Raw genomic sequence first — 23,008 nt, forward strand, 5'->3', positions numbered from 1 at the left:
TCACACTGTCGCCGCCCGCCGCTGAACGAACCGGTCCACATACTCGTCCGCCGGCGAATGCAGAATCTCCCGCGGCGTACCGACCTGGATCAGCCGGCCATCCTTGAGAATCGCGATCCGGTTACCGATGCGTACCGCCTCGTCGAGGTCATGGGTGATGAACACGATGGTCTTGTGCAGGGTCTTCTGCAGTTCGAGCAACTGGTCCTGCATCTCGGCGCGGATCAGCGGGTCGAGGGCACTGAAGGCCTCGTCCATCAGGATGATGTCGGTGTCCGCCGCCAGGGCCCGGGCCAGGCCGACGCGCTGGCGCATGCCGCCCGACAGCTGGTGCGGGTACTTGTTCTCGTAGCCCTTGAGGCCCACGGTATTGATCCAGTGCAGCGAACGCTCGACACACAGTTGCTTGCTCTCGCCGCGAACCTTGAGGCCATAGGCGACGTTATCCAGCACGGTCTTGTGCGGCAGCAGGCCGAAGCTCTGGAACACCATGCTGATCTTGTGCCGACGGAATTCGCGCAGAGCGTCCATGTCGTGCTGCAGGATGTCCACGCCATCGACCAGGATCGCCCCGCTGGTGGGATCGATCAGGCGGTTGAAGTGGCGCACCAGGGTCGACTTGCCGGAACCCGACAGGCCCATGATCACGAAGATCTCGCCGGTGCCGATGCTCAGCGACAGGTCGTTGACCCCGACCACGCAGCCGGTCTCGGCCAGCACCTGGTCCTTGGTCTTGCCCTGGCGGATCAGGTTCAGCGCATCACCGGCGCGCGAACCGAAGATCTTGAAGACGTTCTTGACTTCGATCTTGCTGACGATGGAATCAGTCATTTGCTCACCTCGTGGCGCGGACGACCGTAGGCCTGGGTAATGCGGTCGATGACCACGGCGAGAATCACGATGGCCAGGCCGGCTTCCAGGCCACGCCCGACGTTGAGGGTCTGGATGCCCACCAGCACGTCTTCGCCCAGGCCACGGGCACCGATCATCGAGGCGATCACCACCATCGACAGGGCCATCATGGTGGTCTGGTTGATCCCGGCCATGATGCTCGGCAGGGCCAGCGGCAGTTGCACGCCGAACAGTTGCTGCCAGCGGTTGGCACCGAAGGCGTTGATCGCCTCCATCACCTCGCCGTCCACCTGGCGGATACCCAGGTCGGTCAGGCGGATCAGCGGCGGCGCGGCGTAGATCACCGTGGCGAAGATCGCCGGAACCTTGCCCAGGCCGAACAGCATCAGCACCGGGATCAGGTACACGAAGCTGGGCATGGTCTGCATGATGTCCAGCAGTGGCATCAGCACCGAGCGCAGGCGGTCACTGCGCGCCGACAGGATGCCCAGCGGAATCCCGATCAGCACCGAGATCAGCGTCGCCACCAGCATCAGCGCCAGGGTCTGCATCAGCTTGTCCCACAGGCCGACCGCCCCCACCAGGAACAGCAGGCCGACGATCACCGCGGTGCTGACCAGCTTGCGGGTGGCATGCCAGGCGATACCGCCGACGATGGCCAGCATCAGCCACCATGGCACCAGGCGCAGCAGGCTCTCGAGGTTGACGATGGCCCACAGCAGGGTGTCGGAAATGTGGCGGAACACATCACCGTAGTTGGTCACCAGCGAATCGACCCAACCGTTGACCCAGTCGGCGATGGAAAACGTGAAATTCTCGGGAAACATTGGAAACTCTCGATCAAGTGGATGTAGCGTCCCGGTCAGCCTCTCGGTTGACCGGGAGGAATCGACCTACAGAGCCGCGTTGATTTTCTTGGCAGCGTCAGCGCTGACCCAAGCCTGCCAGACCTCAGGGTGTTCCTTGAGGAAGATTTTCGCCAGCTTCGGCGACTCGATCCGCTCCTTGCTCATGCGCCCCAGGTTCTGGTTCAGCAGGTCGATCGGCAGGTTGGCCTTCTCCAGCACGGCCACCAGTTCAGGCGCCTCGTCGTGGAAGGTCTTGGACAGACCGACCTTGATGCTCACACTCTTGTCGACGCCCGGCTTCTCGTCCAGCTTGATCAGATCGACCTGGCCCATCAGCGGCGTCGGCGACCAGTAGTAGAACAGGATCGGCTCGCCACGCTTGTAGCTCGACAGCACCGCGGCATCCAGAGCCGGCCCGGTCCCTGGACGGAAGTTGGTGTAGGCGTTTTCCAGGCCGTAGCTCTTGAGCATCTCGCTGTTGTCCAGCTCGCAGGTCCAGCCGGCCGGGCAGTTGTAGAAACGGCCCTTGCTCGGTTCTTCCGGGTCCTTGAACACCGAGGCGTATTGCGCCAGGTCGGCGATGTTCTTCAGGTTCGGCGCCTTGGCCTGGAGCTTGCGCTTGGCATCGCCCTCGACCACATAGCGCGGCACGTACCAACCTTCGATGGCCCCGACCACCGGCGCGCCGACGCCGACGACCTTGCCGGCCTTCTCGGCCTTGTTCCAGACCTCGCTGCGGCCCACCCACTCTTCGGCGAAGACCTGGATATCGTTGGTGCTCAGCGCGTTCTCCATGGTGATGGAGTTGCCCGGCAGGCTGTCGGTCTTGCAGTCGTAGCCTTTTTCCAGGACGAACTGCAGGACGTCGGTCAGCAACATGCCGCTTTCCCAGTTGAGGCCCGCGAATTTCACCGGCTTGCCGGACTCGCACCAGCCGGCGGCCTGGCTGGCGCCGGCAGCGGTCAACAGGCCGAGGGACAACGCCGTGGTCAGCAGGGTCTTTTTCATTTTCATTATGTGACGCTCCTAATCATGAATGGGTTAACGGCAGTCAAGAGGCATCCGGCCCGGGTTGGCCCAAGGGGCCCTGTCCACGTCTTGCTCAGGCTCGGGATTCAGGCCACCGACGACGGCTGGGCCCGGCCACTGGCCTGGGGTGCTGCGACCTCGCCCTGCTCTGGCGGCAGGATCAAGCGATCAGGAACCGCGCCGTGCCACTTCTTCGCGGCGAAGTAGTACAGCGCTGCCGGAACCACCAGGCCGATGATCCAGGAGATATCGGTATCGCCCAGACTCGCCACCAGGGGACCGGTGTAGAAATGCGTGGAGATGAACGGCATCTGGATCAGCACGCCGAACACATAGATGCTGATGCCCATGATGTTCCAGCGCCCGTAACGGCCGTTGGGATCGGACAGCGCGGGAATGTCGTAGCGTTCCTTGGTGATGCAGTAGAAGTCCACCAGGTTGATCGCGCTCCAGGGCGTGAAGAACGCCAGCAGGAACAGGATGAACGCGGAGAATTCCTTGAGGAACGAGTCCTTGCCGAGCAGCGCCAGGGCCGCCGCGAGGCTGACCATGACAAAGATGTACAGCAGGCGCACGCCGCTGCCGATGTGCCGGTTGCCACGGAAACCGCTGATGATGGTGGCGATCGACATGAAGCTGCCGTAGGCATTGAGCGTGGTCACGGTGACCTTGCCAAAGGCCACAGCGAAGTACAGCGCCGCGGCGATCACGCCGGTGCCGCCAAGGCTGACAATGAATGAGACCTCGTGGTGAGCGAACTGCGAACCGGCCAGGGCCGCCGCGAACACCCCGAAGACCATCGACGCCTGCGAGCCGATCACCGACCCCAGGCCCACGGCCCAGAAGGTTTTCGACGCTGAAGTGCTGCGCGGCAGGTAGCGCGAGTAGTCCGCCACGTAGGGCCCGAAGGCGATCTGCCAGGACGCCGACAGCGACACCGCCAGCAGGAAGCTCGCCAGGGAGAAATGCTTGTTGGTCAGCAACGCGGAAACATCGTTGCCCGCCAGCAGTCTGTAGAACAGGTAGATGAAGGCGATCACCCCCAGCACGCTGGCGACCCGGCCGATGCCGTGGATCACCCGGTAGCCGAAGATGGTGAAGACCAGGATCGAGGCGGCGAACAGCACGATGCCGACCCAGTCCTCGACGTGCAGCAGTTGCGCCACCGCCTGCCCGGCCAGCAGCGAGCCGCTGGCCGAGAAGCCGATGTACATCAGGCACACCAGCACCAGCGGGATCACCGCGCCGTAGACGCCGAACTGCACGCGGCTGGAAATCATCTGCGGCAGGCCCAGTTGCGGCCCTTGCGCGGCATGCAGCGCCATCACCCCGCCGCCGAGCAGTTGCCCCAGCAGCAGGCCGACCAGCGACCAGTAGACGTCGCCGCCGAGCACCACCGCCAGCGCGCCGGTGACGATCGCGGTGATCTGCAGGTTGGCCCCCAACCACAGGGTGAACTGACTGAGTAGACGACCGTGTCTTTCCGCTTCCGGGATGTAGTCGATCGAACGCCTTTCGATCAACGGTTTGTTGCTTGCACGATCATTCGATACAGCCATTTATCGTTCAACCTCTGTGGATTGTCTTCCGGTGCTCACGCAATGCCTGCAAAACACGGCCTCCTGTGGGAGCCGGCGCCCAAGGGCAACGCCGGCTCCCCTCCCGGCGCCTTATTTGCCGGTGATCATCGGCAGGTTCAGCCCCTGCTCCTTCGCGCAGTCGATGGCGATCTGGTAACCGGCATCGGCATGACGCATGACCCCGGTGGCCGGGTCGTTGTGCAGGACGCGGGCGATACGCGCGGCCGCCTCGTCGGTACCGTCGCAGACGATGACCATGCCCGAGTGCTGCGAGAAGCCCATGCCGACGCCGCCGCCGTGGTGCAGGGAGACCCAGGTCGCGCCGCTGGCGGTGTTGAGCAGGGCGTTGAGCAAAGGCCAGTCGGAGACGGCATGGGAACCGTCCTGCATCGACTCGGTTTCACGGTTGGGGCTGGACACCGAGCCGGAGTCCAGGTGGTCGCGACCGATGACGATCGGCGCCGACAGCTCGCCGCTGCGCACCATCTCGTTGAACGCCAGGCCGAGCTTGGCGCGCAGGCCCAGGCCGACCCAGCAGATCCGGGCCGGCAGGCCCTGGAAGCTGATGCGCTCGCGCGCCATGTCCAGCCAGTTGTGCAGATGGGCGTCGTCCGGGATCAGTTCCTTGACCTTGGCGTCGGTCTTGTAGATGTCCTGCGGGTCACCCGACAGCGCCGCCCAGCGGAACGGACCGATGCCGCGGCAGAACAGCGGACGGATGTAGGCCGGAACGAAACCAGGGAAGTCGAAGGCGTTCTCGACGCCTTCTTCCTGGGCCATCTGACGAATGTTGTTGCCGTAGTCGAAGGTCGGGATGCCCTGCTTCTGGAATGCCAGCATCGCCTTGACGTGCACCGCCATCGACTGCTTGGCGGCCTTCACCACGGCGGCCGGTTCGGTCAGCGCGCGGGCGCGGTACTCTTCCCAGGTCCAGCCGGCCGGCAGGTAGCCGTTGAGCGGGTCGTGGGCGCTGGTCTGGTCGGTGACCATGTCCGGGCGCACGCCGCGACGGACCAGTTCCGGCAGGATTTCGGCGGCGTTGCCGCACAGGGCGATGGAGATCGCCTTGCCTTCGGCGGTGTACTTGGCGATACGGGCCAGGGCGTCATCGAGGTCCTTGGCCTGCTCGTCGACGTAGCGGGTCTTGAGGCGGAAGTCGATGCTGGTCTGCTGGCATTCGATGTTCAGCGAGCAGGCACCGGCCAGGGTCGCGGCCAGCGGCTGCGCGCCGCCCATGCCGCCCAGGCCGGCGGTCAGCACCCAGCGGCCCTTGAGGTTGTTGTCGTAGTGCTGGCGACCGGCTTCGACGAAGGTTTCATAGGTGCCCTGGACGATGCCCTGGCTACCGATGTAGATCCAGCTGCCGGCGGTCATCTGGCCGTACATGGCCAGGCCCTTGGCGTCCAGTTCGTTGAAGTGTTCCCAGGTGGCCCAGTGCGGTACCAGGTTGGAGTTGGCGATCAGTACGCGCGGGGCGTTGCTGTGGGTCTTGAACACGCCGACCGGCTTGCCGGACTGCACCAGCAGGGTTTCGTCGTCATTGAGGTTGGTCAGGCTCTCGACGATCTTGTCGTAGCACTCCCAGTTGCGCGCGGCGCGCCCGATACCACCGTAAACCACCAGTTCCTTGGGGTTCTCGGCCACCTGCGGGTCGAGGTTGTTCATCAGCATCCGCAGCGGCGCTTCGGTCAGCCAGCTCTTGGCGGTCAGCTTGTTGCCACGGGCGGCACGGATTTCGACGTCACGGCGCTTGGTAAAGGTGGCGGTAGGTTTCTGGGTATTCTCAGTCACGAAAAAACTCCTCTGCGATCGTCCGAACCCGCCCAGGCAGTGGGCAAGCGAGCCTGTGCCGGATACCCCGTCACAAGCGAAAAATGAGTGGGTGCGTAATGCCTCCCTGACGACTCATACGCACACATATTTACTTGTACATACAAGCATATGCAATCAAGCGGCCAACTCGGAATGCGAGCCCTGAAGAATTTTTCAGAGTAGTCGCCAAGCGCCGTGGGACGTGGCCTGGAGCGAAAAATGAATTTGTAGGATTAGGCGAAGCTGTAGGTAGGAAGCTGTTACCGGAAGAGGCTTTTGCGCCACGTTGGGGCGTTCGGTAACAAAATGGTGCGAGAGGGAGTACCCGAAATCGACGGGGGCACGCACACCCTGTGGAGACCGGTTTTATCCGCGAAAAGACTCTCAAGCCCTGCGCCGCTTGTGCGGACGCTTTCGCGGATAAATCCCACGGGAATCGGGGGATGACCTCAAAATAGAGTGGGATTTAGCGGAATCAGGCAGGCATCAGCTCGATCACACAGCAACGGCCGGTCACCGCCACTTCCTGCAGCCCGACGCTGCCATCCAGCCGCAGGCAGTCATGCCGGCCGAGTACTTCATAACCCGTGTCGGCCAGGCCGACATGCAACTGGTCGCTGACGCTGAAAATCAGCAGCACCGCCGCCGAAGTGAAGAAACGCTTGGGCTGCACGGCATCGAGCCATTGCAGCCGGGCACTGTAGCGCTCCGGCGCGTAGATCAGGTTGAAATCGCGGATCGGGCCTTCGAGCAAGGTACAACTGACCTGGCTCGCGCCGCTGAAGGCGAACGGGTCCAGCGGCAGCAACGCGCGGGTGCGTTGGCCGTCGACCTGCAGAGTCATACCCGCGCCCTGCAGCACGGTGATGATCCGCTCATAGCCGGCAAAACTGGAAAAACCGCCCGACTCGCCGATATCGGCAATCGACAGGCGCCAGCCGAACCCTTCCAGGCCCTCGCCCTCGTCGCGGGTGATCTCTTCGGTGCTGCCACCGCCGTTTTTCCACGGCATGCGCGGGTAGTCCGCCGCACGCAAGACTTTCAGTGAACTCATTTGGTAAAGCGTCCTTCCAGACGATGACGGGAACCGGGGTGAATCAACCGGGCGGCCGTCACCGGCTGGCGACCGGACCAGGTCCGCCGGCGGATCATCAGGCACGGCTCGCCAGGCTCGATCTGCAACAGCTCGCACTCGGTGGCATCGGCGAGAATCGCCTCGACCACATGCTCGCCCTCGGTCAGCGGTGCGACCTGGGACAGGTAGGCGTAGGGCGTCTGCAGGGTGAAATCCTGCTTGAGGTAGTCCGGCGCCACCTGCGCGTTGACGAAACGGTCCTCGATCTGCACCGGGATGTCATTCTCGAAATGCACGATCAGCGAGTGGAAGACCTTCTGCCCCTCGCGCATGTCCAGGGCCACGGCACGCTCGGAGCCGGCGGTCTCCTCGCCGAGGGTGATGATCTTGCAGGTGTGGCGATGACCGCGCGAGGCGATCTCGTCGGCGATGTTATGCACCTCGAACAGCGCCGACTGGGTCTTGGGCTCGGCGACGAAGGTGCCGACCCCCTGCATGCGCACCAGCAAACCTTCGGCGGTCATTTCCCGCAGGGCGCGGTTGATGGTCATGCGGCTGTAGCCCAGTTGCTCCACCAGCTCGCTCTCGGACGGCACGCGGTAATGCGGCGGCCAGTTTCCGCTGTCGATCTGCTGGGTGATCATCTGTTTGACGCGGGCATATAACGGCGCCGGACTTTCGCCCATTTGGGCAGCCAGCGGGTTGTTGGCAGGCGGAGTCGGCACAGTAAATCCTTGTTCGGTTCCAGGGGTGGCTGTAGGTCATGTCACAGGCGTCTGCAGGACAGGATACCAGCTTGCCGGAGTTTACCGGGCAGGCAAACGTCTGTATATGTATATACAAATAACACACGATGGGGTGCTGAACCATGTCCGCCTTCTTTGCCGAACGCGCGCTGCTGCCTAGTGGATGGGCCAAAAACGTACGCCTCGAGGTCGACGCCCAGGGCGTGCTGGCCCGGGTCGAGGCCGATTCCGATGCACAGGGTGCCGAACGGCTGGGCGGCCCGCTGCTGCCGGGCATGCCGAACCTGCACTCCCACGCCTTCCAGCGGGCGATGGCCGGGCTGGCGGAAGTCGCCGGCAACCCGAACGACAGTTTCTGGACCTGGCGCGACCTGATGTACCGCCTGGTGGGCAGGATCAGTCCCGAGCAGATGGGCATCATCGCTCGCCAGCTCTACATCGAGATGCTCAAGGCCGGCTACACCTCGGTGGCCGAGTTCCACTACGTGCACCATGATACCCAGGGCCAGCCCTACGCCGACCCGGCCGAACTGGCCCTGCGCATCAGCCAGGCCGCCACCGACGCCGGCATCGGCCTGACCCTGCTGCCCGTGCTCTACAGCCACTCCGGTTTTGGCGGCCAGGCACCCAGCGACGGTCAGCGACGCTTTATCAACAGTACCGAGAATTACCTGAAGTTGCAGGCACGTTTGCAGCCGTTGCTGGCAAGACAGCCGGCCCAGGCCCTGGGCCTGTGCTTCCACTCGCTCAGGGCGGTGACCCCGCAACAGATCAGCGAAGTGCTGGCCGCCAGCGACCGGCACTGCCCGGTGCACATCCACATCGCCGAGCAGCAGAAGGAAGTCGACGACTGCCTGGCCTGGAGCGGCAAGCGCCCGTTGCAGTGGCTCTACGACCATCTCGAGGTGGACTCGCGCTGGTGCCTGGTGCATGCCACCCATGCCGATGCCGAGGAAGTCAGCCGCATGGCCCGCAGCCGGGCGATTGCCGGCCTGTGCCTGACCACAGAGGCCAACCTCGGCGACGGGATTTTCCCGGCCGTGGACTTCCTCGCCCAGGGCGGTCGCCTGGGCATTGGTTCCGACAGCCATGTGTCACTGAGCGTGGTCGAGGAACTGCGCTGGCTGGAATATGGCCAGCGCCTGCGCGACCAGCGGCGCAACCGCCTGTACCGGGCCGATCAGCCGATGGTCGGGCGCACATTGTTCGACGCGGCCCTGGAAGGCGGTGCCCAGGCGCTCGGGCAAGCCATTGGCGGCCTGGAAGTGGGCAAGCGCGCCGACTGGCTGGTGCTCGACGGCAACGACCCGTACCTGGCGACCGCCGAGGACGACGGCATTCTCAATCGCTGGCTGTTCGCCGGCGGCGATCGCCAGGTGCGTGACGTGATGGTCAACGGCCAGTGGGCGGTACGCGGTGGCCGGCATGCGGCAGAAGAGGAAAGCGCGCGAGCCTTCGCCCAGGTGTTGCGTGAACTGCTGAACTGAAAACGCGAAGCGTCACGGGTTGCGTTCCCACGCGGAGCGTGGGAACGAGCGAGCAGCGGCCCGTAAACTCAGTGGGACATCTTCGAGTCGGGCGTACGCCAGATCAGTCGGGTGGTGTCATACCCCTGCTGCCGCGCCCGGCTCAGCAGGTCCTCGCGGGTATCGGCGCTGATCTTGGTGCTGCGCGACAACAGCCACAGATAGCGCCGGCTCGGGTCGCCGACAATCGCGGTGTGGTAGTCGTCGCTGACATAGAGAATCCAGTAGTTACCCTTCGCCACGCCTGGCAGCAGCGTGGTGAACCAGTTGTCGAAACGCACCCAGAGCTTGTCGGTCTGCCCTTCGACCTGCGGTGTCGCGGTGCCCTTGGCCTCTTCCCAGGTCCACTGCTCGGTCAGGCAGCGGTTGAACACCGCCATCCTGCCGTCGGGCATCAGGCTGTAGCGGGCCTCGGACTGGGCACAGTTGCGCTGGAAGTACATCGGCATCCGCGCCAGCTCGTACCAGGTGCCCTGGTAGCGCTTGAGGTCGACGTGACCTGCGGTCTTGGGCGCCAGATCGTCACCGGACGTAGCGCAACCGGCCAGCAACAAGCCAGCCAAAAGAGTAACCACTAAACGCAACATTTCTTCTTCTCCCGAGGGCTTGTGCCCCGGTTTACTTCAGGCCTTGCCCGGAAAACATCAGGACTTTGTCACCGGCGTACTGCACGCTGATAAAGCTGTTCTTGTCACCCCAGGTGCAACTGGACATGCCCAGCGCGCCGGAACAATCGGACGGCGAACCGAGCAATGCCTCGACTTCGGCCTTGGGCATGCCCGTGGACAACTTCGAGTAGTTTGCCTGGTTGACCTTGCTGCAGGCGGTCAGCAGCACGCAGAACGACAACAGAGCGAGAGAGCGCAACGACATGGGGAGAAACTCCTGGGGACGGAAAGGTCGGCACGGGGGCCTACCGCAAGCTTAGAAGAGAAAACCGCCATCTGGTTCCCGAACCTACGACCTTTTCTTACAGGGCTTTCCTTTGCAGATCAGCAGTTTTGCGGGCGGAACTGGCGTTTCGTCGGCTTTACCGTCAAGAAACTAATCTTTAACGAGACAATGCCGAGAGATAGAGGCGCGACGCCATTAAACGTGGCAAATTGTCGCCCTTCGTTGACCCGCCTTTTGCAGACAGCCATTTCATGACCAGAAACCTCAAATTCAGCCACAAGATTCTCCTGGCTGCGGCCCTCGTGGTCGCCGTGGCGTTCGCCTGCTTCATCCTGTTCAACGATTATCGGCAGCGCCAGGCGCTGTACAACAGCACCCAGGCGTCGATGCAGGAACTGGGCAGTCTGACCACCAGCAACATCCAGACCTGGCTGGAAAGCCGTATCCAGCTGCTGCAGTCGCTGTCCCAGCAGATTGCCGTGGACGGCAGCTCCGCCGACAGCCTCAAGCGTGCGGTCGGCCTGCCCGCCTATACCGGCAACTTCCAGTTGAGCTACTTCGGCAGCCAGGAAGGCGTGATGTTCTCGGTGCCGGCCGGCAACCGCCCCGCCGACTACGACCCACGGGCCCGCGGCTGGTACAAGGCCGCCAACGCCGCCCAGCAGACCATCGTCACCGAGCCCTACATCGCCGCCTCGACCGGCAAGCTGGTGATCACCATCGCCACGCCGGTGCAGCATGAGGGCAAGTTCATCGGTGTGAGCGGTGCCGACATCGACCTGGGCAGTGTCAGTGCAATCATCAACTCGCTGAATTTCGGCGGCCACGGCCATGCCTTCATCGTCAGCGCCGACGGCAAGATCCTGATCCACCCGGACAGCAAGCTGATTCTCAAGAACCTCGCCGAAGCCTATCCGGACGACACACCGAAGATCAGCCCCGGCCTGAAGGAAGTGACGGTGGGTGGCAAGACCCAGTTCATCTCCTTCACCCACGTCAACGGCGTGCCCTCGGCCGACTGGTACGTGGCGCTGGTGCTGGACCAGGACACCGCGTTCTCGATGCTCAGCGAGTTCCGCACCTCGGCCATCGTCGCCATGGTGATTGCCGTGGTGATCATCATCGCCCTGCTGGGCATGCTGATCCGTGTGCTGATGCAGCCGCTGCACCTGATGGGCCGGGCGATGCACGACATCGCCGAGGGTGAAGGCGACCTGACCAAGCGCCTGACCATTCACGGCCACGATGAGTTCGGCACCCTGGGCATGTCGTTCAACCGTTTCGTGGAGCGCATCCACACCTCGATCCGTGAAGTGGCCTCGGCCACCGGTCAGGTCAACGAGGTCGCCCTGCGCGTGGTCAGCGCCTCCAACTCGTCGATGTTCAACTCCGACCAGCAGGCCAGCCGCACCAGCAGCGTGGCGGCAGCGATCAACCAGCTCGGCGCCGCGGCCCAGGAAATCGCCCAGAACGCCGCCCTCGCCTCGCAGCATTCGAGCGAGGCACGCAACCTCGCCGAAGACGGTCAGCAGGTGGTGGACAAGACCATCGGCGCGATGCAGCAGTTGTCGGCGCAGATCAGCGACTCCTGCGGCAACATCGAGACGTTGAACAGCAACACGGTGAACATCGGGCAGATCCTCGACGTGATCACCAGCATTTCCCAGCAGACCAACCTGCTCGCGCTCAACGCCGCCATCGAGGCGGCCCGGGCTGGCGAGGCCGGTCGCGGCTTTGCCGTGGTCGCCGACGAGGTGCGCAACCTCGCCCACCGCACCCAGGACTCGGCGCAGCAGGTGCAGAAGATGATCGAGGAGCTGCAGGTCGGCGCCCGCGCGGCGGTCACTCTCATGACCGACAGCCAACGTCAGAGCGAAAACAGCGTCGGTATCGCCAACCAGGCCGGCGAACGGCTGGGCAGCGTGACCCAGCGGATCGGCGAGATCGACGGCATGAACCAGTCGGTGGCGACCGCGACCGAGGAGCAGACTGCGGTGGTGGAGTCGATCAACGTCGATATCACCGAGATCAACACCCTGAACCAGGAAGGGGTGGAGAACCTGCAGGCGACCCTGCGGGCCTGTGCCGACCTGGAACAGCAGGCGGCACGCCTGAAGCACCTGGTGGGCAGTTTCCGGATCTGACGACCGCGCCGGCGCCTTCGCGGGCAAGCCCTGCTCCTACAAGCGCCGTACACATGGCTTGTGTACGGCACAAACCTGTAGGAGCGTGGCTTGCCCGCGAAAGCAATCCGGCAACCGAAACCTCGTCACCTGACACACCGCTATCGCCACCAAGCCGGCGCCCACAAGGGCAGCACGCGCAGATACTAGAAGCGTGAGCCGGGCTCACGCAGAAACGCCACTTCCTCGGCCGTGGATTCCCGCCCCAGCATGGCGTTGCGATGGGGAAAGCGCCCGAACCGGGCAATGATCCGCTGATGCCGCTCGGCATAATCCAGCTGACTGGCAAACACCGACCGCTGATCCTCCGGCTGCTCGCGCAGCAACGCCGCAAACCGCGACACCGCCTCGTTCTGCGCCGCCGGATGCTCGCAATGCTCGAACACCAGGTAGATGAAGGAACGCTGTATCGCCGGCAATTGCCGGTCGAAGTCGGCGGCAATCCCCTGCGCCACCAGCGCCTGGGCGCGGGCATCACCGGAAAAGGCCGCAGGGGAATCGCGGAAGATCATCCGCGGCAGTTGATCGAGCAGCAGTACCACGGCCAGCCAACCCTGCGGACATTGCGTCCACTCGGTCAAACCGCCGGCCAGGGCCTGCTCGACCCAGGGCCCGAAACGCTCGCGCGCCTCGCGGTCCTGGCTGTCACGCTTGCCGAACCACAACCGACCCTTGTCAGCCTCGATCTCACTGGGCAGCCCGGCTGAACCGAACCACCATTGGAGCAGAGGCTGCCAGGGCGCGGACATGGGTTTATTCCTTGTGGTAGCCGGTGATCCGTTCCACTTCTTCCTTCGAACCGAGGAACACCGCGACACGCTGGTGCAGGCCGTCAGGCTGGATGTCGAGGATGCGCTGGTGGCCGTCGGTGGACGCGCCGCCCGCCTGCTCGATCAGGAACGACATCGGGTTGGCTTCGTACATCAGACGCAGTTTGCCCGGCTTGGACGGCTCGCGGCTGTCGCGTGGGTACATGAACAGGCCGCCACGGGTCAGGATGCGGTGCACGTCGGCCACCATCGCGGCCACCCAGCGCATGTTGTAGTTCTTTTTCAGCGGACCGGTCTCGCCGGCCAGCAGCTCTTCGACGTAACGCTGCACCGGGGCTTCCCAGTGGCGCTGGTTGGACATGTTGATCGCGAATTCCTGGGTGGAAGCCGGGATGGTGATGTCCTCGTGGGTCAGCACGAAGCTGCCCATCTCACGGTCCAGGGTGAAGCCCTTGACGCCATTGCCCAGGGTCAGGATCAGCATGGTCTGCGGGCCATAGATCGCGTAGCCGGCGGCGACCTGCTGGGTACCCGGCTGCAGGAAGGCCTTTTCGTTCAGGGCTTCGTTCTGGCTCAGGTATTCGTTCGGGCAGCGCAGTACCGAGAAGATGGTGCCGACCGGGGCATTGATGTCGATGTTCGACGAGCCGTCCAGCGGGTCGAACACCAGCAGGTAGGCGCCTTTCGGGTACTTGCCGGGGATCTGGTAGGCATTGTCCATCTCCTCGGACGCCATGCCGGCCAGGTGGCCGCCCCACTCGTTGGCTTCGAGCAGGATTTCGTTGGACAGGACGTCGAGCTTCTTCTGCACCTCGCCCTGCACGTTCTCGGTGCCCATGCTGCCCAGGACGCCACCCAGCGCGCCCTTGGAGACGGCGTGGCTGATTTCCTTACAGGCGCGCGCAACCACCTCGATCAGGAAACGCAGATCGGCAGGCGTGTTGTTGCTGCGGGTCTGCTCAATCAAAAAGCGACTCAGGGTAACGCGGGACATGGATGACTCCGGAGAAAGGGGGGGCTTGAAAACCCGCGCAGTTTAACGCGAGTTGCGCTGCAAATCCTCCTGCTCAGACAGGGATGACGCATAGAGAGTTCACAGGTCGGCTTCAGCGTAGACCAAAAGCGCCGGCAGGCCCCTTCTGTAGCCCCCTAAAGCAGGGGGCCAGGCTGTGGAGAAGGCTCAGACCGGACTGCTCCCAGGACTCTGTGTGCCGGTCGTCAGCCCTGCGGCTTGCGCAGCAGGCTGAAGGCCATGCCCCCAGCGCCGCCACACCCAGCAGCAGCACAGCCCACAGGCCGATCTTTTTCCAGTCGGTCGTTGGCGCCGCCGCGACCGCCGGGGCTTGCGGCGCGGCCGCCTGCGCTGCGCCCGGAGTGGCCTTGCCGACCCCGGCCAGGCGCTGCGGGCTGTAGTCGGGAATCAGCGTCGACAAGGGCAGGTTTGCCGCCCCCACCGTCGCATTGCCCAGTGCCAGGGAGAACGGTGCGTTGCCACGGGCCAGAAACACCAGTTGCGTCGGCCGCACGGCATAACTCAGCGCCGGAGACTTTGCTCCGAGCCCACCGCCACGCTCGTCGACCACCAGTTTCAACTGCGCAACGCCGTAGCCGGACAGCTCCAGGGTGTCCTGCAACACATCCTGGCCGCCCTGCGTCAACCGATAGAGCAGGCCACTGCCCAGCGTCTGCCAGGCCTCGTTGCCACTGCGCCGTCCATACAGGCTCACCGGCGCCAGGCTGTTGGGCTGGGCCAGCTCGATCCGCACCTGTTCCAGGTTCATTGCCGTGGGCAGCGTCCAGGTGTATTCGCCCGACTTGGCCGTACTGCCAGCCAGCGGTTGCGACCAGGCCAGCGGCGACGCCGAAAGGCTGCTGGTGCTGCTCACCAGTTGTGCCGCATTCAACACCGGTGCCGACTGCGGCGACCGCCACAGCAGGCGCAGGTAACGCGCCGACTGCCCCGGCAGGCTCACCTCGCGCTGTTCGATGCGCTCGTCGGCAAAGGACAGTCGCGCCACCTGACCCTCGCCCCAGGGCTGCCAGTGCTGCAGGTCATCGCTGGCCTCGATGCTGAAACGCTGGAAGCCGTCGCGCTCGCTGGTCCAGTCGAGCACCAGTTGCTGCAACGGCGCCTTGATCGCACTGGCATCGAGCAACCAGCCACGCAGCACTTCTTCGCCGGCTTCCAACTGGCTGGACGGCGTCACCTCGACCAGCGTGCCGGACGTCGTCGATTGCACCCGCACGCTGGGCGCGGCCTGGGGCGCATCGACCGAGCTGTAGAGCGGAAACCACTTCACATCGGTCTGGCTGCGCTGCTGGCTCGACTGTGCCTGCTCCTGGAGCAGGGCGTAGGCCTGCGGCTCCCCCGCCGAGTTGAACACCCGGACGTCGTTCAGTTCGGCCTGGCGGGCCTGGGCCTGCAAGGTCAGCGGCAGTTCCAGCCGGTACCAGGGGCCCTCGCCGCTCAGGGCCAGGGGCACGATAGTGCTGAAGTCCGCCGGCTTTTCCTGGGCCGACAACGATGCACTCAGGCACAGCAGCACGCCCAGGCGACCCGGGCTCAACTTGCGAATCAAGACGACACTCCTTCCGTTTGCTTGTCGGTCGGCTCGGCCTCCGCGCGCTTGGGCGGCAGCGGCGCGAAATAGCCCACCACCAGCATCAGCACACCGACGCCGATGAACGAGACGATCCGCGCCAGGCCGCCACGGTTGCTCAGCTCGACGAAGAACAGCTTGGCCACCACCACGGCGATCAGCGCCGCACCCATCAGCCAGACCTCGCGACGATGGCGCAGGTGGCCACCGATCATCAGGCTCAGGGCGATCAGGCTCCAGGCGATCGACAGACCGGCCTGCACCAGCATCGACCCCAACAGCGCATCCAGCTCGAAATCCACCCCACCCCAATGGTGGGCGGCGCGCATCACCAGCGCCGTGACGAAGGCGAACAGCGACAGGCTGCAGACCGCCTGGGCGGCCAGCTCGGCGTGGGCGGCGCGTACACCCAGCTGGGGCACAGCGCTGCGCGACCAGATGTAGAGGCTGCCCAGGGCGAACAGCAAGCCCAGTTCCAGCGGGTTGAGCAGCGGCACGTACGGCAGCGGCTCGGCGTGACCGTCGCTGAAGCTGTTGGCCAGCCAGAACCAGCCGAGCATCAGCAAGGCCAGCGGTGCGGCAGCGTACAGGCGGTATTCGCGTGAGTAGGCGGCAATCGGCCACGGCCATTCGCGCGGCGCGGCCATCAGCACCAGGTACAGGCTCGGCAGGATCGCGTAACCCAGCCAGCGCCAGGCGTTGTAATGCTCCGACAGCAACAGCAGGCCGTAGCGCAACTCCAGCGCCAGCACGCCAAGGATCAGCCAGCAACCCAGCACGTGGGCGACACTCGACACCCGTGCCGGCAACTGCGGCGCCAACTTGCGCAACGACAGCAGGTGCACGGCGAACAGCGCCGGCCACACCAGCCAGCCGAACTGTGCCGCCGGGTTGTAGAAGCGGGTCCAGTCCAGCAGCAGGATGATCCCGGCCACCGGCACCAGCAGGCTGCACAACCGGGCCAGGTCCGGCCAGCGCAGGCGCACCGCCAGGAGTGCCCAAAGCGCCACACTGGCCGTGGCGATTGCCAGCATCCAGGACGCCCAACTGGACGGCGCGGCGAACAGCATGACTTCACCGGCCCAGGCCAGTGCCCACCAGCCGGTGCCCCAGACCAGCAGCACCTGGGACAGACGCTGCAGGCTCAGGACATCGAACACCGTCGGCAGGCTGTCCCGCTGCAGGCGCCAGGCGCCGACGAAGGCGGCCAGCCCGAGCACCAGCGGCGTCCAGAAACCGCTGTGGCCGAGCAGACGCAGGCCATCGCTGTCGAACGCGCCGAACTGCACCGCCCCTTCGAGCAGGAAGGCCCCGCCACCGATCAGTTGCAACAGCAGGCCGAAGAGGAAACTCAGACGCTGGCGCAGGTACAGGCTCAGCCAGATGATCAGCAGGCCGCTGGCGGCCCAGACACCACTGGCCGTGCCCCAGGGCAGTACGAACAGCACCGCCAGGTTGATCAACGCCAGGCCTGCCAGCAGGATTACCGACAATGCCCGCAGCAGCCGGGCATCGTTGCGCACCATCTCGTCGCGGGCCGCCAGCAACATCCCGCCGATCAGCGACAGGCCGATCAGCGAAGCACTCATCAGGCCGCTCCAGCCGGCACTGAACACCGCCGACGACTCGCCTTCGGCCCCCTGCAGCCGCGCCAGGAACAGCGCGCCGCCGAGCAGTTGCACGGCAAACGCGCTGAACAGGAACGCCCGCGATTGCAGACGCAGGCCGGCAAACAGCGTCGCCAGCCCGGCCAGCGCCCAACTGATGGCCGTGCCCTGGCTGAGGAAGAACAGCGGCGCCAGCAGATAGAGGAAGGCCAGGCCCAGGCAGGCCAGCACCGGAACGCCGCGCCGCTCCCACTCGGCCGCCTGTCCGGGCGCGGCCTGACGCAATTGCCAGAAGCTGAACAACAGGGCCAGCCCCAGCAGCAACGCGCCCAGCGGCGCGGCATCGAGCAGGCTGTGCTCGCCCACCTGCAGGGTGCCGGCGAACGACAGGGCCGAGCCCAATTGCAGCAACAACGCGAAGATCCGCGCGAACGGCCGCTGCTGGCGCAGGCCGAGCCAGAACACCCCCGCGCCCTCCACTGCCCAGGCCGCCGCCGTCCAGCGCGCATCGAGGCCCAGCGGAATCGCCAGGCTGGCGAAGATCACCCCCAGTGCCAGGCAGGTTTCCGCCAGCAGCAGCGCGCGGCCGCCCATCAGCAGGCGAGCCAGGCCCATGTAGATGATCCCCAACGCCAGGGCGCTGAACGCCGCCGCGAACTCCAGATGCTGGACCAGCGCGAACTGCAGCCCGAAGCCCACCAGCGGCGGGCCGAACAGCAGGGTGCCGTCGACGTAGTCGCCCTGGCGCGCCGACCAGTGCAGCAGTCCTTCGCGACTGTCGTCCTGCGGCCCGCCGGTCATTTCCCGCAGCTTGCGCCGGGCGAACAGCAGGCCGATAGCCAGGTACATCAGGAAGAACAGCACCAGGAACGGCTCGGTGCTCCACAGCAGCTCGGGCTGGTAGGAACGCACGCCCCAGGCGAAGCCGATACCGAAGGTGCCGACGAAGCCGATCAGGTTGAGCAGGCGCCAGGCCTTGAACCAGGCGATCGCCAGGATGCCGCCATTGAGCAGGATGAAGTAGCTGAACAGGGCGACATGGTTGCCGGAGCCGGTCGAAGTCAGGATCGGCGCGGCAAAGCCGCCCAGCGCCGCTGCAGCGGCCAGCCCGAGGGCATCCTGGGTCACCGCGAGAATCGCCGAGAACACCGTGACCGCCACCAGCAGGCCAAGGGCGGCGGAAGGGTCGAGCAACGGGTGCAGGCGCATCGCGGCGAACACCGTCAGGTACAGCACGGCGATCCCCGTGCCCTGCAGCATCAGGCCGTAGCTGCCATTGCGCAGGCGCAGCCACCAGCCCAGGCCGAGCAGCCCGAGCGCACAGCCGGCGACGCCGGCGTAACGCAGCTCGACCGGCACCACCATGCCCTCGGTGGCATAACGCAGCAGGAAGGCCAGGCCGAGGAACAGCAGCAGCACGCCGACCCGCAGCACGGTGTTGCCACCGAACAGCCAGTTGCGGGCGCCCGCCACGGCACGCTCGATCAGGTTCGGCTCGCGTGGGATTGGCGGAGCCGATGGCTCGACCGCCTGGCGGGCCACCACCGGCTCCGGTGACCAGGCATCGACTTCAGGGCGCTCGGCCTTGGGCTGGTTGCGCGGCTCGGGTTCCCGCAGCTCCTGCGGCAGCTCCCAGATCAGCTCCGGTACTGCACGCAGCGTCTGGGGAATGTCCTCTGTCGCCGGTTCGGCAGCCTGGGCCGGTGCGGCCTCGACGATGGTCGGGGCGGGCTCGGCGGCAGTGGCTGCGGGCGACTCGGCCCGGCTGACACCGGAAATCTCCAGCTCGCGCACCCTCTGCTCGACGGCAGCCAGGGCCTGTTGCGCCTGCTGCAGGCGGGCTTCCTGGCTGGAAGCCTGGCGGCCCAGGCTTCTGAGGCGCAACGCCTGGCCGATCGCCAGGCCGAACAGGGCGCCGATCAGGGCATCGAAGGTGAGTTCATCGATCATCCACCCCAGTACCAACCCGACCAGCATCAGAATCCATTGCATGCACGATATCCCTAAGCGGCGTCACGACACACCCACCCCTGTTGGAGCCGGCTTGTCGGCGATAGCGGTGTGTCAGGCAACGGAGATGTTGGCTGTCAGATCGCAATCGCCAGCAAGCCGGCTCCGACCAGGCAAGCGGTGTTTTTTCGATATATGGACGGGTCGGAGCCCCGGCCAATCTGCCGCGTAGTATATCGATCCGGCCCCACCAGAGTGGGGTCGGCCTCACAACTTATTGCAAAAGATTACTCCAATGCTTTCCAGATCTCGGTGGCGTACTCGCGAATGGTCCGGTCCGAGGAGAACCAGCCCATCCGGGCACTGTTCAGCACAGCCGAGCGCCACCATTCCTTGCTGTCGTGCCAGAGCGCCTCGACCTTGCCCTGGGCGGCCCAGTAGCTGTCGAAGTCGGCACAGACCAGGAAGCGGTCGTAGTCGATCAGCGAGTCGACCAGGCCGACATAGCGTGCCGGATCGTCCGGGGAAAACACCCCGCCACGAATCGCCTGCAGCACATCGTTGAGCCGATGGGAGGCGGCCACGTCCTGCGCGGCACTGAACTCGCCATTGCGCTTGCGCGATTCGACCTGCTGGGCACTGAGGCCAAAGATGAACATGTGCTCCTGGCCGACCCGCTCGCACATCTCCACGTTGGCGCCGTCCATCGTGCCGATGGTCAACGCGCCATTGAGACCGAACTTCATGTTGCTGGTGCCCGAGGCCTCGAAACCGGCAGTGGAGATCTGCTCCGACAGGTCGGCGGCCGGAATGATGCTTTCCGCCAGACTGACGTTGTAGTTGGGCAGGAACACCACCTTGAGCAGGCCGCGCACGGTCGGGTCGTTGTTGACGGTACGGGCGATGTCGTTGGTCAGCTTGATGATCAGCTTGGCCTGGTGATAACTCGCCGCGGCCTTGCCGGCGAAGATCTTCACCCGCGGCACCCAGTCGGTTTCCGGCTCGGCGCGGATCGCCTGGTACAGCGCCACGGTGTGCAACAGGTTGAGCAACTGGCGCTTGTATTCGTGGATCCGCTTGACCTGCACATCGAACATCGCCGCCGGGTTGACCGCAATGCCCAGCCGCTCCTGGATCAATGCCGCCAAGGCGCGCTTGTTGTGCAGGCGCTGCTCGGCGAACTGCTTGCGAAAGCCGGCCTTTTCGGCGAACGGCTCCAGGCCCACCAGCAGATCCTCGGGGCGATCGAGCACTTCGGCCCCCAGGGCATCGACCATCATCTCGGTCAACCGCGGGTTGGCCTGGTACAGCCAGCGGCGGAAGGTGATGCCGTTGGTCTTGTTGTTGATCCGCTCCGGGTAGAGCTTGTGCAGCTCGGAGAACACCGTGCTGCGCATCAGTTGCGTATGCAGGCCGGACACGCCGTTGACACTGTGGGAACCGAGAAACGCCAGGTTGCCCATGCGCACCCGGCGGCCGTTGTCTTCCTCGATCAGCGACACCGAGCGCAGCACGTCGAAGTCGTGGATACCCTTGGCCCGTAGCGCATCGATATGCTGGGCATTGATCAGGTAGATGATCTGCATGTGCCGCGGCAGCATGCGTTCCATCAGGCCCACCGGCCAGGTTTCCAGGGCCTCCGGCAGCAGGGTGTGGTTGGTGTAGGAAAGCGTTTCGACGGTCACCTGCCAGGCCGCGTCCCAGGTCACGCCGTGCAGGTCGACCAGTTGCCGCATCAGTTCGGCGACGGCAATCGAGGGGTGGGTGTCATTCAGCTGGATCGCCGCATGTTCACCGAGACTGAGCACCGAGTCGTGCATGTTCTTGTGCCGCCGCAGCAGGTCCTGCAGCGACGCCGAAACGAAGAAGTACTCCTGGCGCAGCCGCAGTTCCTGCCCCGCCTCGGTGCTGTCCGCCGGGTAGAGCACGCGGGAGATGCTTTCGGCCCTGGCGACCTCGGCCACCGCCCCCAGGTGGTCGCCGGCATTGAAACGCTCCAGGTGCAGTTCTTCCGTGGCCCGGGCCCGCCACAGGCGCAGGGTGTTCACACTGGCCCCGCGCCAACCGACCACCGGCGTGTCATAGGCGACCGCCCGCACGGTTTCCGCCGGCCACCAGACCTGCCGGGCCTGGCCGGTCTCGTCATGCACGGTCTCGACGCTGCCACCAAAGCCCACCGGGTAGATCACCTCGGCCCGCTCGAACTCCCAGGGGTTGCCGAAGTCCAGCCAGTTCTCGGTCTGCTCCTGCTGCCAGCCGTCGACGATCGCCTGACGGAACAGCCCGTGCTCGTAGCGGATGCCATAGCCATGACCGGCGATACCGAGGGTCGACATGCTCTCCATGAAACACGCCGCCAGGCGCCCCAGACCGCCGTTGCCCAGCGCCGCGTCGGGCTCCAGCAGGCGGATGCGTTCCAGGTCGACACCGAGGTCCACCAGCGCCTCGCGGGCGATATCCAGCAGGCCGAGGTTGCTCAGGCTGTCGTACAGCAGGCGACCGATGAGGAACTCCAGGGAAAGGTAATAGACCCGCTTCTGTCCCTTGCGGTAGATCTGTCGCGTGTGATCCATCCAGTGCTCGACCATATGGTCGCGGGCGGCCAGGGCAATCGCCTCGAACCAGTCGTGGTCGAAGGCATGGTCGGGGTCCTTACCCACTGCATAGGTAAGTTTGGCAAGGACGGCGGCACGAAAGGCAGCCACCTCAGTTTCACGGACAAGCGTTTCCTGAGACATCGATGCGACCTCTAGCGAGATGGACAATTTACGGGACGAGTTGTCTGAGCCTAGTCGGTTCGACACAGGGTGATGGCTCTGGTTCGGGGTTTTTTCCACTCGAAGTGGCGAAGGCCGGTAAATTCGAGGGGCCGCTCAAGACCCGGATTCGCGAAAAATTTCCCGGTAGATCCGCGATTGTGCGAAAAACCGTCAAAAGGTTGTTCACAAATCCACAGGCCCCGGTATGATCGCGCGCCCGATACACCCCTGGACGCCACCTGATGAAACCGACCCTGATCGCAGCCGCAGAGCTCGACCGCCTGGAAACCTGGCAGAAGTACTCCAGCAACATGTGTGGCGGCTGCATGTCCAGCTGCTGCACCCTGCCCGTGGAAGTGAAGATCAAGGACCTGATCCGCATCGGCATCGTCGATGAGTTCGAGCGTGGCGAGCCGGCGAAGAACATCGCCAAGCGCCTGCAGAAGGAAGGCATCGTCGAGCGCTACAACCAGAAATCGGAGATCTTCACCCTGCAGCGCATGAGCAACAACGATTGCCTGTACCTGGACCGCAAGACCCGACTGTGCACCATTTATGACAAGCGCCCGGACACCTGCCGCAACCACCCGAAGATCGGCCCGCGCCCGGGCTATTGCGCCTACAAGCCCAAGCCCCAGGAGCGCCAGGCGCCGAGCCGGAACCTGGAACGGTTCTGACTTCAAACCGGCGGTGCACCCTTCGCGGATGAATCGGCGAAGACGTCCGCCCAGCCATCGCCCCACCTGGCTTCTTGCGCACAAAAAAACGCCCCCGGCC

Annotated in this window: 16 protein-coding genes and 2 pseudogenes; 4 read left to right on the forward strand and 14 right to left on the reverse strand. The window is 64.7% G+C overall.

Annotated features, from left to right (window positions below):
* The 7 genes from ACM62G_RS09940 to hutC all read right to left on the reverse strand — a co-directional run bounded on the left by ACM62G_RS09940 (nucleotide 1) and on the right by hutC (nucleotide 7,882).
* Nucleotides 1-831: a quaternary amine ABC transporter ATP-binding protein gene (locus tag ACM62G_RS09940; RefSeq protein WP_054057911.1), complete on the reverse strand. Its 831-nt coding sequence runs from the start codon at nucleotides 829-831 to the stop codon at nucleotides 1-3.
* The gene (locus tag ACM62G_RS09945; protein ID WP_054057912.1) at nucleotides 828-1,679 is read right to left on the reverse strand and encodes an ABC transporter permease; all 852 of its coding nucleotides are present in this window, start codon (nucleotides 1,677-1,679) and stop codon (nucleotides 828-830) included. The genes ACM62G_RS09940 and ACM62G_RS09945 overlap by 4 nt, the downstream gene beginning before the upstream one ends.
* Nucleotides 1,680-1,745: 66 nt before the next feature.
* A complete protein-coding gene (locus ACM62G_RS09950; protein ID WP_054057913.1) occupies nucleotides 1,746-2,714 on the reverse strand; it encodes an ABC transporter substrate-binding protein in 969 nt (322 codons plus the stop codon).
* A 101-nt stretch (nucleotides 2,715-2,815) separates the two neighbouring features.
* Nucleotides 2,816-4,288 (reverse strand): purine-cytosine permease family protein, encoded by a 1,473-nt coding sequence (locus ACM62G_RS09955; RefSeq protein WP_419737083.1) that lies wholly within the window; start codon nucleotides 4,286-4,288, stop codon nucleotides 2,816-2,818.
* Nucleotides 4,289-4,399: 111 nt separating this feature from the next.
* Nucleotides 4,400-6,100, reverse strand: coding sequence for a urocanate hydratase (gene hutU, locus ACM62G_RS09960; RefSeq protein ID WP_419737084.1), 1,701 nt, complete (start codon nucleotides 6,098-6,100; stop codon nucleotides 4,400-4,402).
* 496 nt (nucleotides 6,101-6,596) lie between these two features.
* Nucleotides 6,597-7,175, reverse strand: coding sequence for a HutD family protein (locus ACM62G_RS09965; RefSeq protein WP_273822626.1), 579 nt, complete (start codon nucleotides 7,173-7,175; stop codon nucleotides 6,597-6,599).
* Nucleotides 7,172-7,882, reverse strand: coding sequence for a histidine utilization repressor (hutC, locus tag ACM62G_RS09970; protein ID WP_192842689.1), 711 nt, complete (start codon nucleotides 7,880-7,882; stop codon nucleotides 7,172-7,174). Before hutC ends, ACM62G_RS09965 begins: the two co-directional genes overlap by 4 nt.
* Before the next feature lie 182 nt (nucleotides 7,883-8,064).
* On the opposite strand from hutC, the gene ACM62G_RS09975 reads away from it, so the two are divergent.
* Complete coding sequence (locus tag ACM62G_RS09975) at nucleotides 8,065-9,429, forward strand: formimidoylglutamate deiminase (RefSeq protein WP_054062064.1); 1,365 nt, start codon at nucleotides 8,065-8,067, stop codon at nucleotides 9,427-9,429.
* Nucleotides 9,430-9,497: 68 nt separating this feature from the next.
* Here the strand turns inward: ACM62G_RS09975 and ACM62G_RS09980 are convergent, their stop codons facing one another.
* A complete protein-coding gene (locus ACM62G_RS09980) occupies nucleotides 9,498-10,055 on the reverse strand; it encodes a lipocalin family protein (RefSeq protein ID WP_054057919.1) in 558 nt (185 codons plus the stop codon).
* 31 nt (nucleotides 10,056-10,086) lie between these two features.
* Nucleotides 10,087-10,341 carry a hypothetical protein gene (locus tag ACM62G_RS09985; RefSeq protein ID WP_273822632.1) on the reverse strand — a complete coding sequence of 85 codons (255 nt, stop codon included), beginning with the start codon at nucleotides 10,339-10,341 and terminating at the stop codon, nucleotides 10,087-10,089.
* 272 nt (nucleotides 10,342-10,613) lie between these two features.
* On the opposite strand from ACM62G_RS09985, the pseudogene ACM62G_RS09990 reads away from it, so the two are divergent.
* Nucleotides 10,614-11,648: pseudogene (locus tag ACM62G_RS09990) on the forward strand (cache and HAMP domain-containing protein); the annotation flags it as partial.
* A 93-nt stretch (nucleotides 11,649-11,741) separates the two neighbouring features.
* A complete protein-coding gene (locus ACM62G_RS09995; protein ID WP_419737508.1) occupies nucleotides 11,742-12,506 on the forward strand; it encodes a methyl-accepting chemotaxis protein in 765 nt (254 codons plus the stop codon).
* A 185-nt stretch (nucleotides 12,507-12,691) separates the two neighbouring features.
* On the opposite strand, the gene ACM62G_RS10000 is transcribed toward ACM62G_RS09995, so the two are convergent.
* From ACM62G_RS10000 to ACM62G_RS10020, 5 genes and pseudogenes are all read right to left on the reverse strand, one after another.
* Nucleotides 12,692-13,294, reverse strand: a complete 603-nt coding sequence (locus tag ACM62G_RS10000) for a DUF924 family protein (protein ID WP_273822636.1) — start codon at nucleotides 13,292-13,294, stop codon at nucleotides 12,692-12,694.
* A gap of 4 nt (nucleotides 13,295-13,298) precedes the next feature.
* Nucleotides 13,299-14,309 (reverse strand): class 1 fructose-bisphosphatase, encoded by a 1,011-nt coding sequence (locus tag ACM62G_RS10005; protein ID WP_054057922.1) that lies wholly within the window; start codon nucleotides 14,307-14,309, stop codon nucleotides 13,299-13,301.
* A gap of 224 nt (nucleotides 14,310-14,533) precedes the next feature.
* Nucleotides 14,534-15,894 (reverse strand): annotated as a pseudogene (locus ACM62G_RS10010) (DUF3999 domain-containing protein).
* Complete coding sequence (locus ACM62G_RS10015; protein ID WP_419737085.1) at nucleotides 15,891-19,514, reverse strand: DUF2339 domain-containing protein; 3,624 nt, start codon at nucleotides 19,512-19,514, stop codon at nucleotides 15,891-15,893. The pseudogene ACM62G_RS10010 and the gene ACM62G_RS10015 overlap by 4 nt, the downstream one beginning before the upstream one ends.
* 245 nt (nucleotides 19,515-19,759) lie before the next feature.
* Nucleotides 19,760-22,210: a glycogen/starch/alpha-glucan phosphorylase gene (locus ACM62G_RS10020; RefSeq protein ID WP_054057990.1), complete on the reverse strand. Its 2,451-nt coding sequence runs from the start codon at nucleotides 22,208-22,210 to the stop codon at nucleotides 19,760-19,762.
* A gap of 263 nt (nucleotides 22,211-22,473) precedes the next feature.
* On the opposite strand from ACM62G_RS10020, the gene ACM62G_RS10025 reads away from it, so the two are divergent.
* The gene (locus ACM62G_RS10025) at nucleotides 22,474-22,908 is read left to right on the forward strand and encodes a YkgJ family cysteine cluster protein (RefSeq protein ID WP_419737086.1); all 435 of its coding nucleotides are present in this window, start codon (nucleotides 22,474-22,476) and stop codon (nucleotides 22,906-22,908) included.
* Nucleotides 22,909-23,008: the final 100 nt, after the last annotated feature.

It is taken from the genome of Pseudomonas sp. COR18, from assembly GCF_048568395.1.
Lineage (GTDB): Bacteria > Pseudomonadota > Gammaproteobacteria > Pseudomonadales > Pseudomonadaceae > Aquipseudomonas > Aquipseudomonas fuscovaginae_B.

Excerpts from the sequence above, each read along its gene's own strand:
- ACM62G_RS10025 (WP_419737086.1), top strand. The coding sequence starts at position 22,474 with ATGAAACCGACCCTGATCGCAGCCGCAGAGCTCGACCGCCTGGAAACC.
- hutC (WP_192842689.1), bottom strand. The coding sequence starts at position 7,882 with ATGGGCGAAAGTCCGGCGCCGTTATATGCCCGCGTCAAACAGATGATC.
- ACM62G_RS10015 (WP_419737085.1), bottom strand. The coding sequence starts at position 19,514 with ATGCAATGGATTCTGATGCTGGTCGGGTTGGTACTGGGGTGGATGATC.
- ACM62G_RS09940 (WP_054057911.1), bottom strand. The coding sequence starts at position 831 with ATGACTGATTCCATCGTCAGCAAGATCGAAGTCAAGAACGTCTTCAAG.
- ACM62G_RS10000 (WP_273822636.1), bottom strand. The coding sequence starts at position 13,294 with ATGTCCGCGCCCTGGCAGCCTCTGCTCCAATGGTGGTTCGGTTCAGCC.
- ACM62G_RS09995 (WP_419737508.1), top strand. The coding sequence starts at position 11,742 with ATGTTCAACTCCGACCAGCAGGCCAGCCGCACCAGCAGCGTGGCGGCA.
- ACM62G_RS09945 (WP_054057912.1), bottom strand. The coding sequence starts at position 1,679 with ATGTTTCCCGAGAATTTCACGTTTTCCATCGCCGACTGGGTCAACGGT.
- ACM62G_RS09985 (WP_273822632.1), bottom strand. The coding sequence starts at position 10,341 with ATGTCGTTGCGCTCTCTCGCTCTGTTGTCGTTCTGCGTGCTGCTGACC.
- ACM62G_RS09955 (WP_419737083.1), bottom strand. The coding sequence starts at position 4,288 with ATGGCTGTATCGAATGATCGTGCAAGCAACAAACCGTTGATCGAAAGG.
- ACM62G_RS09965 (WP_273822626.1), bottom strand. The coding sequence starts at position 7,175 with ATGAGTTCACTGAAAGTCTTGCGTGCGGCGGACTACCCGCGCATGCCG.
- ACM62G_RS09950 (WP_054057913.1), bottom strand. The coding sequence starts at position 2,714 with ATGAAAATGAAAAAGACCCTGCTGACCACGGCGTTGTCCCTCGGCCTG.
- ACM62G_RS09980 (WP_054057919.1), bottom strand. The coding sequence starts at position 10,055 with ATGTTGCGTTTAGTGGTTACTCTTTTGGCTGGCTTGTTGCTGGCCGGT.
- ACM62G_RS10005 (WP_054057922.1), bottom strand. The coding sequence starts at position 14,309 with ATGTCCCGCGTTACCCTGAGTCGCTTTTTGATTGAGCAGACCCGCAGC.
- ACM62G_RS09975 (WP_054062064.1), top strand. The coding sequence starts at position 8,065 with ATGTCCGCCTTCTTTGCCGAACGCGCGCTGCTGCCTAGTGGATGGGCC.
- ACM62G_RS10020 (WP_054057990.1), bottom strand. The coding sequence starts at position 22,210 with ATGTCTCAGGAAACGCTTGTCCGTGAAACTGAGGTGGCTGCCTTTCGT.